At 36.3% G+C, this 14,320-nt stretch carries 13 protein-coding genes; 8 read left to right on the top strand and 5 right to left on the bottom strand.

All coding sequences use genetic code 11. The annotated features are described in order from the left end of the window. Positions 1-387: 387 nt before the first annotated feature. The 6 genes from ACTYA4_RS11925 (at position 388) to ACTYA4_RS11900 (ending at position 2,430) form a co-directional block, all read left to right on the top strand. Entirely contained in the window at positions 388-609 is a 222-nt protein-coding gene (locus ACTYA4_RS11925) for a spore germination protein (protein WP_443481772.1), read from the top strand. A 112-nt stretch (positions 610-721) separates the two neighbouring features. Next, on the top strand, positions 722-949 hold the full coding sequence (locus tag ACTYA4_RS11920; protein ID WP_443481771.1) for a spore germination protein GerPB: 228 nt from the start codon (positions 722-724) through the stop codon (positions 947-949). A 17-nt stretch (positions 950-966) separates the two neighbouring features. Continuing rightward, on the top strand, positions 967-1,572 hold the full coding sequence (gerPC, locus tag ACTYA4_RS11915; protein WP_443481770.1) for a spore germination protein GerPC: 606 nt from the start codon (positions 967-969) through the stop codon (positions 1,570-1,572). A gap of 5 nt (positions 1,573-1,577) precedes the next feature. Further along, positions 1,578-1,757, top strand: a complete 180-nt coding sequence (locus tag ACTYA4_RS11910; protein WP_443481769.1) for a spore germination protein GerPD — start codon at positions 1,578-1,580, stop codon at positions 1,755-1,757. A gap of 2 nt (positions 1,758-1,759) precedes the next feature. Beyond that, positions 1,760-2,188 carry a spore germination protein GerPE gene (locus ACTYA4_RS11905; protein WP_443481768.1) on the top strand — a complete coding sequence of 143 codons (429 nt, stop codon included), beginning with the start codon at positions 1,760-1,762 and terminating at the stop codon, positions 2,186-2,188. A gap of 23 nt (positions 2,189-2,211) precedes the next feature. After that, positions 2,212-2,430: a spore germination protein gene (locus tag ACTYA4_RS11900; RefSeq protein WP_443481767.1), complete on the top strand. Its 219-nt coding sequence runs from the start codon at positions 2,212-2,214 to the stop codon at positions 2,428-2,430. A gap of 301 nt (positions 2,431-2,731) precedes the next feature. On the opposite strand, the gene ACTYA4_RS11895 is transcribed toward ACTYA4_RS11900, so the two are convergent. Further along, positions 2,732-3,199, bottom strand: coding sequence for a hypothetical protein (locus ACTYA4_RS11895; protein ID WP_443481766.1), 468 nt, complete (start codon positions 3,197-3,199; stop codon positions 2,732-2,734). Positions 3,200-3,315: 116 nt separating this feature from the next. Here ACTYA4_RS11895 and ACTYA4_RS11890 point away from each other — a divergent pair, with 116 nt between their 5' ends. Both ACTYA4_RS11890 and ACTYA4_RS11885 read left to right on the top strand, forming a co-directional pair. After that, positions 3,316-3,945 carry a YqxI family protein gene (locus ACTYA4_RS11890; protein ID WP_443481765.1) on the top strand — a complete coding sequence of 210 codons (630 nt, stop codon included), beginning with the start codon at positions 3,316-3,318 and terminating at the stop codon, positions 3,943-3,945. 383 nt (positions 3,946-4,328) lie between these two features. Beyond that, positions 4,329-5,165 (top strand): S8 family peptidase, encoded by an 837-nt coding sequence (locus ACTYA4_RS11885; RefSeq protein WP_443481764.1) that lies wholly within the window; start codon positions 4,329-4,331, stop codon positions 5,163-5,165. 127 nt (positions 5,166-5,292) lie between these two features. On the opposite strand, the gene addA is transcribed toward ACTYA4_RS11885, so the two are convergent. The 4 genes from addA to ACTYA4_RS11865 all read right to left on the bottom strand — a co-directional run bounded on the left by addA (position 5,293) and on the right by ACTYA4_RS11865 (position 14,313). Continuing rightward, positions 5,293-9,039: a helicase-exonuclease AddAB subunit AddA gene (gene addA / locus ACTYA4_RS11880; protein WP_445505662.1), complete on the bottom strand. Its 3,747-nt coding sequence runs from the start codon at positions 9,037-9,039 to the stop codon at positions 5,293-5,295. Continuing rightward, positions 9,026-12,523, bottom strand: coding sequence for a helicase-exonuclease AddAB subunit AddB (gene addB, locus ACTYA4_RS11875; RefSeq protein WP_443481762.1), 3,498 nt, complete (start codon positions 12,521-12,523; stop codon positions 9,026-9,028). The genes addA and addB overlap by 14 nt, the downstream gene beginning before the upstream one ends. A 351-nt stretch (positions 12,524-12,874) precedes the next feature. Beyond that, positions 12,875-13,429, bottom strand: coding sequence for a signal peptidase I (gene lepB / locus ACTYA4_RS11870; RefSeq protein ID WP_443481761.1), 555 nt, complete (start codon positions 13,427-13,429; stop codon positions 12,875-12,877). 257 nt (positions 13,430-13,686) lie between these two features. Beyond that, entirely contained in the window at positions 13,687-14,313 is a 627-nt protein-coding gene (locus ACTYA4_RS11865; RefSeq protein WP_443481760.1) for a TVP38/TMEM64 family protein, read from the bottom strand. Positions 14,314-14,320: the final 7 nt, after the last annotated feature.

Here is a 14,320-nt window from a genome sequence, read left to right as displayed (position 1 = left end):
GCAAATTTTCTATTAAACCTCTTTCATAAACGCTCTTTTCGTATAGATTGTTGTTATTTACCCCGCAGCCTGAATACACTTCGCTTTCCGCGGACGAGTGCCGATCCTCCTCGTCGCTATGCTCCTGTGGGGTCTCGTCTTTCTCGCTTTTCCTGCAGGAGTCTACGTGTATTCAGACTGCTCAGTGCTTCAGTCATGTTTATTATTTTATTCAAAAACAACAAACTTTTAGAAAACAACTTTCATAAAATACCTTCTTTTTGTAATAGTCCAAGCTTTTCATTGAATAAGCTTAACTTGAGAACATAATTTGATTTAGGCGAATGTATCACCACTCTAGATGCTCAACATAGTATGTAGAAGAATCTTATGTAAAGGATGTTGATCATGCCAGCTATTGTTGGAGTGGCTCAAGTAATTTCCGTTGGGAGCAGTTCTATTTTTAATATTGGAGACGTCTATAAAATGATGCCCATCTCTAACGCCAAAACGTTTTCCGGATCTGGTTCTTTTAATACGGGAGATGGATTAAATATAACCAATTATCAAAGCTCAACCAATACATTTGATAATGATGGAGTCGATCAAGGCAACTATTTGAACGCTTAATAAGGATGTTTAAATAGTCACCAAATAATAAGCGGCGAATCTCTTCGTTGGCTTGCTTCTAATTTGTTCCCTTTTTGAACACATATTAATAAAAGAATTAAAGGTGATGTGGATGAATTATTTTATACAACAGTCAATTACGATCAATACGATTAAAATTGGCGGGATAACGAACTCTTCTGTTTTTCAAGTAGGCAGTGCAGGGATTATTAAGCCAGCTTCTTATTTATATAATACAGGAGGTTTTACCGAGGCAGCTCCTGAATATCCTGGAGAAGTTGAACCCGGGGCCGAACAAGGTTTAATGTATGCACCTTCTGTTCCTTTACAAGCACCGTAACAAAGGAGGTCTCCTTTATGTCCCAAGATTTTTACCAATACAGTGAAAAGATGCGTTCCTACTTACAATACCTTGAAGGAAGGATAAAGAAGTTAGAACAAACCGTTGCTGCATTAACGAATGAGCTAACATTGATAAAAGAAAAACCTTCTGTTCATATTGATCGGATTGATTATAGCTTTGATCAGTTAAAAGTTGAAACGTTAGAAGGAACATTAAACATTGGCCTCAACCCTGCAGATTTAGAGAAAATTGAAGAGTTAACTGTTAATCAAAAAGGTTCCTATTATCCATCACCTGATCCGAAACAAGTACTGACCCGTTCCATGGAAATAGAAGAAGCCATGCATCAATTTATTCAATTGGAATTGCCTGAAATTATTATCAATAAACAGAAAGAACTTGGGCTGGAAGCGGATGAAGCGTATATCACTTTTATTCAAGAAGATATTACAAAACAATTGCAAACGAGAATAACCTATTATCTTCAACAGCAGCAACGATCAAATGAAGAAGATCCAAAGATATTTTCTGAAAAAATTATTGCCTCATTAAAGGAAGAGATGATCAATGGGGTTCATTTATTTTTAAGTAATATTCCAGAAAACATGAAGGGGAGATAAGACGAATGAACTTTCAAGTTTATAATCGAGATTTACAAGTTGGAGAGATTCGAATTGTCGGGGTTTCCAGTTCGTCCATCTGTTTAATTGGCGATACACAAACGATTCAACTTGCTTCCACTTTTGATACTCCTGCTGAATCGTTAATTATCGGTCCATTTGTTCCGTTGTTCCCGAAAGGATAATTATGTTAGAAAGAACTTCTGTTGTCGATCATATAAACTTAAACATTCTTTCTTTTTCTTCTTTTTTTGAGATCGGGGATGCCTCCTACTTTCAGGCATCTTCTCGGGCATTAGCAGTACAAAGGCAAAAAAAACTATTTTACGGGATAGAAGGCTCGTTTAATGACTACCCCGTTTTTTTTGAACCAATCCCACTTCCACCTATACAGGAAGATATTCAATGTCAATTTGAAAATAAGAAGCCTATTATTAAAGTAAAACATATTAATATTATTGCTGTATCTGCTTCTTCTTTATTGCAAATTGGCAATTGTGCGAATATATATGCAGAAACAAGAATCAAACATATTAGGCAGCTATCAAATCCACAAGCAGAGCCAGATGGGGATTCCCTAATAAAACTGCAAGCTGCTAATGGGCAGCTTAATTAACTTTTTTACAAGGAGGAATTATTTTGCCAGCTATAGTAGGTCCGGTACAAATTGTGAATGTTACAGATGGAGTAGTACAGTTTGGAGACTCCCTATTTATTTCACCAAAAGGAAATTCGAAAGCTACATTAGGGTCTGGAACATCTAACACAGGAGCATTCATCATTACAAATAATGGTATAAGTGCAAGCAATTATATTGATACTAGTCTTCTTGATCAGCCGAATGTTGCCAATAACTAATTGGAAAAAGGGGCAGAGCTACACCTGCCATATAATGTGCGGATAAAATTTACCTGCTATGTAACTTGCTTTTTATCCTTATATTAAGAAGAAATAACTTCGTTTACACCTCCGTTACGTATTTAGGGCTTACTTCTCAACTAAGAGAAGTAAGCCCTATTTGGCGTGGATTAGTAGACTTCAGTATTTGATTTAAGCAAGATAGAATTATATATTTATCGTACTAAATTATTAAGAATCTCCATCTAGTTATCTAGTTTGGTCAACTTTTGTTATGAATAAGAGCCAACAGTACTTTTAATTATTTCTTCACCATAATGGTATGAAGTTTTTTAGATAATATATACACAACATGAATTAACAAATATAAAACCAATAAAAAAGCTGAAACATACAAGTAACCTTTGCCTTTGATTATGATGTCATTAAATACAAGAGTATAAACAATAACATATAGATAAAAAAATGCAAACATTAAAAGTGTTTCAGATATATATCCCCAAAATCCTTTTTTTAAATTTAATATTTTAGAAAATATAGTATCTACTATTCCAGTTACTACCACTGTAACAGCGAAGAATTGAAAGATGATTTTTATAGTTGAAAATGTACTTAATGCATCTATATATACATCTGACGTTAATGACACTGTATATATTACTAAGTAAAAAAACAAAAAAGGTACCAAAATGATAGCTAAACACATTAAAGACACAGTTGTGATTGCAAAAATATGATCTGTAAGAGAATGTTTTTTCTTTTTACTCATAATTACAAACGAACTCCTTTTAACCTTTTTTTTACAATATCTTCACTTACAAAAAAAGAATATTTGGTAATATGTTACTTGTGTTTAACATACTATAATATTTAGGAGGTTTCAAGATGACTAGACAAAATTTAATAAAGGGAGTTGTTTTAACGACTTCTCTAGCAGTTCTAGGCAGTAGTTTTGCACCAGTTTCATCTGCTTTTGCAGCTGAAACTAATCAACCTATTACTAGTACAAGTACTGAAGTTCAAACAGGTATTGAAACACCAGAATCTTTAATTGAGTACATAGAAGAGGAAAAAGCTATACAGGAAGAAATTTTAGAAGAAGACCTTTCAACTGAAGAGTTTTTAAGTGCAGAAGTACCTTCTGATGTTCAAGATACAAAAGATTTTATTCAATATGCTACGACTACAGATGAATTTCAAGTTTATATAGGTGAAGAAGTTGATCCGAATCAAGGTGAAACTGCTGAAGCGTCAGGTGTAATTGGTGGTACTTTAAAAGGTATTAAAGCCTTTGGATGGATTTGTAGAGTAGGTGGGAAAACATTAAAATATGCTATTAAACCTCTCTCTCCTTCAAAAGCCAAGTTAGTAGATCATTATGCTAGAAAAATAGCTTATGCAACTGAAAGACTTGAAAGTGGTACGAAAGGAGCTTTAATAAAAGCTTTAGAAAAAGCTGGAGTTCCTGGAAAATCCGCTCAATCATTGGCGGAAATTATTTTATGGTTAATATAAAAATAGGTAAAGATGCTATCTTTTTAAAGTCATCTTTTTTACAATGGCTCTTTTCGTATAGTATAGGTTGTTGTTAATTAAACCGCAGCCTGAATACACTTCGCTTTCCGCGGACGAGTGCCGAGCCTCCTCGTCGCTATGCTCCTGTGGGGCCCGAGTCTTTCTCGTTTTCCCGCAGGAGTCTACGTGTATTCAGGCTGCTCCGTTTCTTTTTTTACTCACAAACAACAAACTTTTAGAAAACAGCCTTTACAATAAAGAGGTGAAACACTATAAAAACAAGAATTTTCAACATAATACTGCCTATCGTTCTAATATTATCTTTAATTGTTATCCTTTATATAATTGTAAAAGACACTTCAAAAAACGAATCTGTAGTTCATTTGCAAGGAAAGTCTAATAAAATAGAAGAAAGCCAAAAAGAAACTTGGGGATTTAAAGATACGGTGATTAATTCTAATGCAACAAATAATAGAGTCAAAATAGCGATATTGGACAGTGGGATTAATAAACAACACCCTGATTTAAAAGGACAAATTTATAAAGAGTTTAATGCTGTAAATTCTCAAGAACCAGCTGCAGATCATTTTAATCATGGAACATCTATAGCTGGTATTATCGCTGCAAAAGATAATGTAATTGGTATTAAAGGTATTTCTCCTAAATCAGAAATATATTCTGTTAAAGTTTTAGATGATAATGGAAAGGGATCTATTGACACTATTATTAAAGGAATTGAATGGTCTATTAATGAAAAAGTTGACATTATAAATATAAGTTTTGGGATGAAAAATAATAATCAAACATTACATAATGTTATTAATAAAGCCGTTAACAATGGAATAATAGTTGTAGCATCTAGTGGAAATAACTACATTGGCGATATTGATTATCCAGCTAAATACAGTAATGTCATTTCAGTTGGTTCTGTAGATCGAAACCATAAGCGAGTCAAATTCTCACCTAAAGGCAAAATTGATATTGTAGCCCCGGGAAGAGAAATTCTTTCTACCAATAACTTCAATGGTTATTCAACATTTGAAGGCACATCCTATTCAACTGCTTATGTAACAGGTTTAATCTCATTATACATTTCCCAGAGTCCTAATAAAAATTTAAAACCAGAAGCTGTATTTAAGCTGTTGAAAAATAAATCTTTAGATCTAGGAACTAAAGGGAAAGATGACGTATACGGATATGGTCTGCTGCAATACAAGTAACTTATGAAGTTAAGGTACTAAAAATCTATTAAACTTGTACATATGGATACTACTAGGAGTACTGCCACATCACCGTCCCTCTAAAAAAATGCTGCCCAACATTTTCGATTGTTGTAGCAGCATTTTCTTATTTTCCTTCCATTTTTAATATATGGGCTCCATCAAAGAGAAATAAATATTTTTCTGTGATTTTTCGTTTCAGCATTTTTTCTAACGCTTCTGTATATAGTTGTATTTGCTTTTGATATCTTGCTTCTAATACTGGTTTTGCTTCTTCATATCCACCTTTAAATTTTCCGGTAATCGTATCTGTTTTATAATCAAGCAGAACGGAACCTTCGTCATCCTCAAAGTAAACATCGATGATGCCTTGAACAAGGATAGGCTCATCTTCTTCGGTCCAATCTGGATATACTTCGCTTGCCCGGTAGGAAATATTAAACGGAATCTCTCGCACTAGTTTCGTTGCACGAAGCATTCTTTGGCCAATTGTTGATGCAAAAAACGATACAATCGCCGTCGGATCGATTGCTTCTGCCTGCTCTACTGTTAATAATTCCTTTTTTGTCATCTCTCCCAACAGCTCGGCAATCGATTGTTCCGTGATTTCTGTTTGCAGCGGAATATGCTGCATCACCATATGCATCGCTGTTCCTTTTTCAGCAGGACTTAATTTTTTTTCTTGCATAAACCTCGGTCTGTTCCATATCGGTTTGCTCCATTTTTTAACAATCTCTGTTCCACTTTCTTCCTCTTGTCGTTCCCTCTGTCTTTTCAACTCCGAAACAGATTGTTTGGCACGATACACCGTGCTGTCTATATGGGCATACTTCCATGCAAAGGTTTGCTCAAGCTGATCCTTATAAGGCGATGTGCTCGCTACTTTTTGACCGCTCGTTACTTTTTCCAACCAGTTTTCTTGCTCTTCCTCTTGATTTATGGTAAAACTGAGCACCTCTTCTTTTGAAACAATCTTTACTTCCCAAGAAGAAGAATGTCCTGCTATTTGGTCATACTCCCTCCAGTTGTCTAAGTGCAGCAGGCTGCATTCTTTATGCCTTACTAATGCTGGACCAATCCAATCTAAATACGAATTGGCAGATGCTCGGTCAAATTCATTTAACAGCCAGTTCCCATGCCCTGTTGCTTGCGCCCATTTTTGCTTCGCTTTTTCCGTATCTTTTACCGTGCCAATTAATAGTAACTTTTCTTTTGCACGAGTTAACGCTACATACAATACGCGCATTTCTTCCGCCAATAGCTCCATTTTCTGCTTTTTCTTAAAAGCAATTTGCGCAAGAGAAGAGTAGGATATACGATTTTTTATATTTATATATTTTGTTGCAAATCCCAACTCTTTGTCCAACAAAAACGATTTTTTTAAATCCATCGTATTAAAATTTCTGCCGATTCCAGCTAAAAATACAACTGGAAATTCCAAGCCTTTACTGCTGTGAATCGTCATAATGCGGATAACATCTTCCTGTTCCGTTAATGCCCTTGCAGCACCTAAATCATTGCCTCTATCTCTCATTCTTTCGATAAAGCGCAAAAATCGAAACAGGCCGCGAAAAGAGGTTTCTTCATATTGTCGTGCCCGGTCATATAGTGCACGCAAATTCGCTTGGCGCTGGTTTCCACCCGGCAATCCTCCAACAAAATCGTAAAAATGCGTGTCGCGATATACTTTCCAAATCAGTTCAGATAGTGCACCTTGCCTTGCCTGCGTGCGCCAATCTCCTAGAAGATCGAAAAATGGTTTTATTTTATCATATAAAGCTTCCTCTTTATTAGCTGGTTGATGAAGATAGCTTTGCGCTGCTTCATAAAAAGAACCTTGTTTTTTCGAAATTCTAATTGTACTTAGTTCTTCCTCATTAAGCCCAACAACGGGTGAGCGTAAAACAGACGCCAATGGAATATCTTGATACGGATTATCGATTACTTTTAAAAGGGACATCATAATCGTTACTTCCGTTGATTCAAAATATCCTGTCGTTAAATTAGCATAGGTCGGAATATTATATTGCTTTAACTCTTCCATTATTTGCGGTGCCCATGTCATCGACCGAAGCAAAATGACCATATCTTTATACATAATCGGCCGGTACGTTTTCGTTTTAGGGTCATATACTCCGTGTTTTTTTTCTAACAGCTCGTTTACCTGCTTAGCAATCACCCTTGCTTCTAACTGCGATTGCTCCAGATCCTGTGCGTCATATTCTTCATTACCTTCTTGATCTTCTGCAACTTCCGCTTTTTGATTAATGAGCAGCACTTCAATTGGATAGGAAGTTTCTTCTGGATAAGCAGCTCCCTTCACAAGCTCGGCGCTTTCATCGTATTCGATTTCGCCGACTTTTTCGCCCATTATTTGTTTAAATAAAAAATTAGTGCCGTGGAGTACCTCTTTCCTGCTTCTGAAGTTTTTCGCTAAATCAATTTTAAAGCCTGCATCATCGCGCTCCTGAAAACGAAGATATTTAGATAAAAATAAATTAGGTTCTGCCAACCGAAATCGATAGATCGACTGCTTAACATCGCCGACCATGAATAGATTACCGGTTGCTTCATCCTCTTTCGTTACTAGCTGAAGAATCGATTCTTGCACTAAATTCACATCTTGGTACTCATCTATTAACACTTCTTTAAACTGCTCCCGATACTCTAGTGCGGCAGGAGATGGCATTAATAAACTTTCTCTTTTTGCAGATGGATCATTTAATATTTCCAGACAATAATGCTCTAAATCTGCAAAATCGACTAAGCTTTTTTCTGCTTTTGCTGTTTGAAAACGATCAGAAAACGCTTGAACAAGTCCAACAAGTGTTTCGACATACTGCTTCATTTCTTTCATATCTTTTAAAAAGCTTTGCGGCATTCTCGAAAATAATTCGCTTTGCATTTCCTGAAGAATTTTTTTTGCCCGCTCTCTTACTCGTTGTCCTTCTTCAATTAAAGAGGGATCATATTCATCCCCTTTACAAGGTTTCGCTCGGGAAAACTTTAATGATTGCATCGCTTCATACAAAGTCTGCCAGCCATCCTGTTTCGCCTGAATCAACACTTCTATCAGTACGAGATCATCAGAAAAATTTACTGCCCTTGGTGCAGGACCACCCGGAAGCTTCGTCAGCTCTAGGCCGTACTGTAACAGCTGCTTTGCTCCTTCTAATTGAAGCTCTATATCCATCAGCAGCTCTTTTGCAAAAGGCAATTCCTCCACTTTGTAGTCTTCTTCGATTTCATACATGTTAATCACTGATGTTAAGTAATGACTCGGTGACGGATTTGCCCGGGAAAAATCATATACTTCCTGAATAATTCTTTGCAAAGCATCATCGCTACGGTCGCTTGTAAATGCATCAACAAGGTCAAAAAAAGCATCATTTCCGCTTTTTCCATATTCTTCTTCAAATAAATTTTCTAAGCATTCATCCCGAAGCAACTGTGCTTCTGTTTCATCCGCAATTCGAAAACCTGGATCAAGATCGATGACATAATAATATTTTCTAATTACTTCTAAACAAAAAGAATGAATCGTAGATATATGTGCTTTATTTAGCAGCGCCAATTGTTTTTTTAAATGCATAGAGCTTGGATTAGCGTTAATTTCTTTTTCCAACACTTCTCCAATTCGATGCTTCATCTCCGCTGCTGACGCATTCGTAAAGGTAACGACTAATAATTCATCAACATTTATAGGCGTTTCTGCTACAATTTTCCGAATCATTCTTTCTACTAAAACGGCGGTTTTTCCCGATCCAGCTGCTGCTGCAACTAATATATCCTGTCCGCTTGACATAATGGCATTCCACTGATCATCTGTCCATGTCACATCACTTGGTTTTACAGGAATTTTAGCCCTTTTCATGCCTGTTCGCCTCCTTCTTCATTAATTCAAGCGCTTCTTCTTTTGAGTAGGTTGCCAATTGTCGAAATTGGTTGGACTCCATTGCTTCATCAAACTGGCATACAGGTTTAAATGAACAAAAAGTACAAGGCGTTTTTTCCTTTAATTTATATGGGGAAATGTCGACCGTTCCACCCGTGATTTTGTTGCCAGCTTCTACATACTTATGACGAACAAATTGTTGTAAATAGTGGAATTCTTCTTTCGATGCCACTTTTGAACGTTTTGTTAATGTTCCATCTGTTTTCATTCCAGCTGGGACAATGGCAGAATCTCCTTTTTCTAGGCTTGCATCCATCAAACGAATGACATTTTCTTCTCCGAGCATTAAACCATTCATTTTGAACTTTTTTAATAACTCTTCTTCGATTTCTTCTAATGTTAATATCTTTTTGCTTGTCAGCATCGGATTATGAACATGGAAATAAAGCACTCCAGCCGGATTCGCTTTTTTATCGACAAGCAATTGGCTGTTTGTAACGATTAAATCTAAATACGTAAGCATTTGCAGGGATAGCCCATAATACACTTCATTCATATTTAATTCATGTGCACTTGACTTATAATCGATGACACGCAAAAATACTTCGTTATCGACTTCGCCTTTGTCGACACGGTCAATTCTGCCAACTAAGTCCATTTTATTTCCGTTTTTTAATGGAAAAGAAAGAGAAGGAAGCTTCCCTTTTGGACCAAACTCCAATTCTAAATCAATTGGTGCAAAGCCGCTGAATTTCGCATGCTCACTTAAAATATACGAAGCCTTGCTGATGATTTGTTCGAGCTTTCTTTTAATATAATGATGTCGGTTTGTACTTAATAAAATTTCATTTTGCAGCTTTGGAGCCAGCATATCTACTGCATCCTTCGCCAAGCTTTCACATTGTTCTCTTGTTAAATCAGACCATAATAATTTTTCATGCAGAACGGTTTCGGCAATAAATTTTAAGGCAGCATGAAATAAATCGCCAATGGCCGGCGCCTCTAACCGAAATACTTGCCGCTCCCGAAGTTTTAAACCGTGATTGGCAAAATGAGAAAATGGACAGGACTGAAACAACTCCATTCTTGATACACTTGCCGTTATCGCTTCTCCATATAGCTCTGTACTTGTGTTTTCTGCTAATGTTTTCGTTGTATTTTGATACGTTAAACTAGAAAAAACCTTTGTTGCTGTATCTTTCCATTGGTGATTATCCATGTAGGCATTATAAACATCCCACCAAAAATCATAAATGTGATAATTTCGTTTCTTTAATTGCAGCTGTCCGGTTAAATAAGATAAACTTGTTTTCCATTGGACAGCATAATCCAACTGCCCTGCTTCTGCCAATTCTTTTGGATCTGCCATAAAATACAACGTATCGGCCTGCGGAAAAAGCTCTCTTATTCTTTTTACATAAACAGATGCTAATAATGACTTTCCTTCATCATTTGCTAATGGATACGTTAAATAAAGCCGATCTGATGGTGTTGTAAATGCTTTATAAGCGAGAAATTCTTCATCTAATAATTTTCTTTTACTTGTTGAGGCAATTTTCATGCCACTATTAATCAAACTTTCCCTATCACTATCAGCAAAGATCCCTTCATCAGCAAATTTAGACGGAAATACCCCCTCATTTAAGCCAATCACAAAAGCGACCTTTATATTGTCTAAACGGGATTTCTCCAAATCTGCAATCAACACTTGGTCGATGGCCGGTGGAACTAGTGAAAATCTAAGGGTATCGAGTCCAGCATCCAAAATGGCAGCAAACTGCTTGTTCGTTAATGGATCCTCTCCAAGCATTTCTACAAACTGGTCCAGTAAATCAACCACACTATTCCATGCTTGATCATGCTCACTCGCTTTCACTAACTCTCCCTTTTGCTCTAAATCCACCTTCCATTGCTCTAATTTTGTGGGCACTTCCAGTTCTTCTAAAAATAAATATAATGCTTCACATTTAGACCGACCTGACTTTGCTCGCTTTAATCTATTTCCTAACCGGTTTAATGGCGCAGTTAATAAAAGTCGTGTTTCATTTAACTCATTTTCTATTTTTCTTTCCTGATCTGTCTGTACACCTTGCTCCCAATCCAATCCGTAAAACCTTCTATATTTCCACCGTTCCTTTTTTGTCCACTTATCGCCTTTGATTCCGTAAGCTAAACAATAGTTTTCTAGATGATCGACCTTTTCCCGCAAGGCATCTTTTGCTTCATGCAAAGGAAACAACAATTCTGTTTTCATTGCCCGGAATACTGGCTCATATCTCCAGTTTGTCTCGAAAATCTCTAAAGTGGAACGAATCAATTCTATTAAAGGATGAAAATGCATCGTTCTTTTTTGGTCAATAAAAAAAGGAATTTGATAGTCTGTGAAAATAGTTTCTATTATATTTTGATATTCAGACATATTGCGTGAGAGCAAACTAAAATCCCGATAACGATAACCCTTTTGACGAATCAGCTTTAAGATTTCCCTCGCAATTCCTTCCACTTCCGCCCTCGGATTTACACTTTCTGCAAAATGAACAGCACCTTCCTCTTTATATGCTACGGATGGTCTGCTATCAAAATAAGCCTCTAAATGATGTAAAGATTTCTCGCTGCTTCTTTTTACCTCTTTAAGGACTATTTCTTCTACTTCAATCCCGAATTGTTTTGCCATCATATAAATCGTCTGAAACGTTTCTCCGCACATCCGAAATAAATCCAGTTCATTTGGTATTTCATCTTTATAAGGTTTATCTAAAGTAAATGTAATCGTTACATTTCTGCAAGTAGTCATTAATTGTTGAATAATTAAATATTCTTGTGGTGTAAAGCTGTAAAAACCGTCAATATACACTTCTGCCTTTTGTAAATAATCAGAAGCTGCTATATTTTCTGCGAGCAATCGAAAATAATCTTCACCATCAATATATTTTCCAATCACATGCTGCTCGAATTTTTCATAAATCAGCTCTAAGTCATGAAGCTTGTCCTCAAGCACTTTATGGAAACCTTCCTGATTGGATAACTCTTGCTGTTTAGCTGTTAATTCTTCCGGTGTTACACAATATCTTCTAAATTCTGTTACAAGCTGCTCTACTTGAGCTATAAAGCCATTTTTGTCTGCTACTTTTTTAAATAATGTTAAGTTCTCTTTATTTTCTTCAATAATTTTTCGAATTAGCATGCTGATGCCAACGCTATTTATGTGATAACGGCTAATTCCGCCTGTTTCTTGTAAAATTCTCCATGCCAGCCTTGTAAAACTGTATGTTTGTGCACGGAACATTCCTTCAACTTCAGCACTTGTAACTAAGCGTTGATCCGATAGAAAAGTCATTTGATCTGGCACTAAATAAATAATAGGATTGCCTTCTGGGTTTGCTAACAGCTTCTCACGAATTCCTTCTATACAACGAGTCGTTTTCCCACTACCAGCGCGACCAACTAATAAATGTACGGACATACTAACTCCTCTCCCATAACTTTTATACTTATTTATATTATATCATATCATACAAACGTACGTTCTATATCAATAAAAGACGTCCGTCTTATAGAAGAATGGCTATACAAAAAAAGAACCCGACTGAGTTCTTTCTTTTAGGCTGTTTTCGTATAGATTGTTGCGTTTAAACTCGCAGCCTGAATACACTTCGTCCGTTTAGCGAGCGTCGAGCCTCCTCGTCGTATACGCTCTGCTTAAGTCTCGTCTTTCTCGCTTCCCACAGGAGTCTACGTGTATTCAGTCTGCTGAGTACTTCTTCTCCCATTTTTTATGTAAAAAACAATAAACTTTGAGAAAACAGCTTTTCTTTTAAAAGGAAACTTGAAATTCATCCAACGGCCAATACCTCATGCTTACTTTTCCCACCACTTGATCGATTGGAATAAAGCCAAAATGCCTGCTGTCCCAGCTGCCTAAACGATTGTCCCCTAATACAAACAACATGTCTTTAGGAACCATTTTTTTGCCTGTGATTTCCTTTAGAGTGAAATCACCTGTCAATCTCCCTGCAGACACTTGACTTCGATAAGGATCTAAATAAGTCTCCTTATACATTTTCCCATTTATATATAAATGATCATCTTTGTATTCCATTTTATCTCCTGGAAGACCAATCACTCTTTTTACATAATCTTCTTGCTTATTTGCGTGAAAGACTATGACATCAAAATGCTTAAAATTACCAATTTTATAACCCATTTTATTAACAACTAATTTATTTCCATCCTGTAATGTAGGCATCATAGATTCGCCTTCTACTTCATAGTTGGAGAAGAAAAATGCACGAATAATGATAAAGATGATCCCCCCGATAGCAAGCGCCTTCAGCCATTCTATGCTTTCCTTCTTAAATGTTTCTTTCAAAAACGATCTCCTCCAAACCAATAAACTAATCCTGAATTTAAGTATGTGTTCAAAAGGCAACAAATTAGAAGCAAGAAGGTCGAGGCGGCGTAGCTTTGAGCAACAGCCTTCCACAGGATGTGGTGACTTCAACGTTGCTTACAGGACGTGAGCGTTTTTAGTTGAAGTTCCTTTCTAATTAGATACGTGAGTAGCGGAAAAGCAAGCCAACGAAGAGATTCGCCGCTTATCATTTGGTGCCTTTTTGAACTTCCTCTTTAAGCCTTTTCTCGTTCCTTTTCTTTTTCCTCACTAGCATGATTCATTTTTAGTTCCACTCGTTTTCCCACATACCAAAGTATAAATATCCCAATTGCTACCGGGATTGTACGCAATGGCTGTGCAATCATCGATTGTAAATCATATCCAATAAAACTAATGGTAAAAATCATCACTAGTTTTCCCGCAATGATTGCAAGAACATATTGACCGATTCCAATTCTAGATAATCCTGCGACAATATTGACAAGTGCAGATGGTGTAAAAGGAAAACATAAAAGAATAAACAATGGACCAAAACCATGCTTTTCAATCCAAACCATTAGCTTTTGCACCTTCTGATGATTTCGAATAAAACGCAACAGTCGTTTTTGACCATATTTTCTTACTAATAAGAATACTAATAATGCTCCTCCACATGTACCAATCCAAGAATAAAGAAAACCGAGCCAAAAACCAAATGCATTAACATTCGCCATAATAAATAAAAACAGTGGCAGAAACGGAATAAACGCTTCAAGCATTGGCAATAAAATTCCCGGAAATGGTCCAAAAGAACGATAGCTGTCAATTAACTGCATAATATTTTCAAGTGTAAACCATTGCTTAATTGTTTCTATATCCATAAATAAA

The organism is Niallia yueguangensis, from assembly GCF_052663115.1.
Note: the sequence above shows the minus strand (reverse complement) of the source record. Positions and strands in the feature narration are given on the sequence as shown.

What these genes read in the sequence shown, in the direction of transcription:
- ACTYA4_RS11925 (WP_443481772.1), top strand. Translation starts at nt 388, where the DNA reads ATGCCAGCTATTGTTGGAGTGGCTCAAGTAATTTCCGTTGGGAGCAGT.
- ACTYA4_RS11920 (WP_443481771.1), top strand. Translation starts at nt 722, where the DNA reads ATGAATTATTTTATACAACAGTCAATTACGATCAATACGATTAAAATT.
- gerPC (WP_443481770.1), top strand. Translation starts at nt 967, where the DNA reads ATGTCCCAAGATTTTTACCAATACAGTGAAAAGATGCGTTCCTACTTA.
- ACTYA4_RS11910 (WP_443481769.1), top strand. Translation starts at nt 1,578, where the DNA reads ATGAACTTTCAAGTTTATAATCGAGATTTACAAGTTGGAGAGATTCGA.
- ACTYA4_RS11905 (WP_443481768.1), top strand. Translation starts at nt 1,760, where the DNA reads ATGTTAGAAAGAACTTCTGTTGTCGATCATATAAACTTAAACATTCTT.
- ACTYA4_RS11895 (WP_443481766.1), bottom strand. Translation starts at nt 3,199, where the DNA reads ATGAGTAAAAAGAAAAAACATTCTCTTACAGATCATATTTTTGCAATC.
- ACTYA4_RS11890 (WP_443481765.1), top strand. Translation starts at nt 3,316, where the DNA reads ATGACTAGACAAAATTTAATAAAGGGAGTTGTTTTAACGACTTCTCTA.
- addA (WP_445505662.1), bottom strand. Translation starts at nt 9,039, where the DNA reads ATGAAAAGGGCTAAAATTCCTGTAAAACCAAGTGATGTGACATGGACA.
- addB (WP_443481762.1), bottom strand. Translation starts at nt 12,523, where the DNA reads ATGTCCGTACATTTATTAGTTGGTCGCGCTGGTAGTGGGAAAACGACT.
- ACTYA4_RS11865 (WP_443481760.1), bottom strand. Translation starts at nt 14,313, where the DNA reads ATGGATATAGAAACAATTAAGCAATGGTTTACACTTGAAAATATTATG.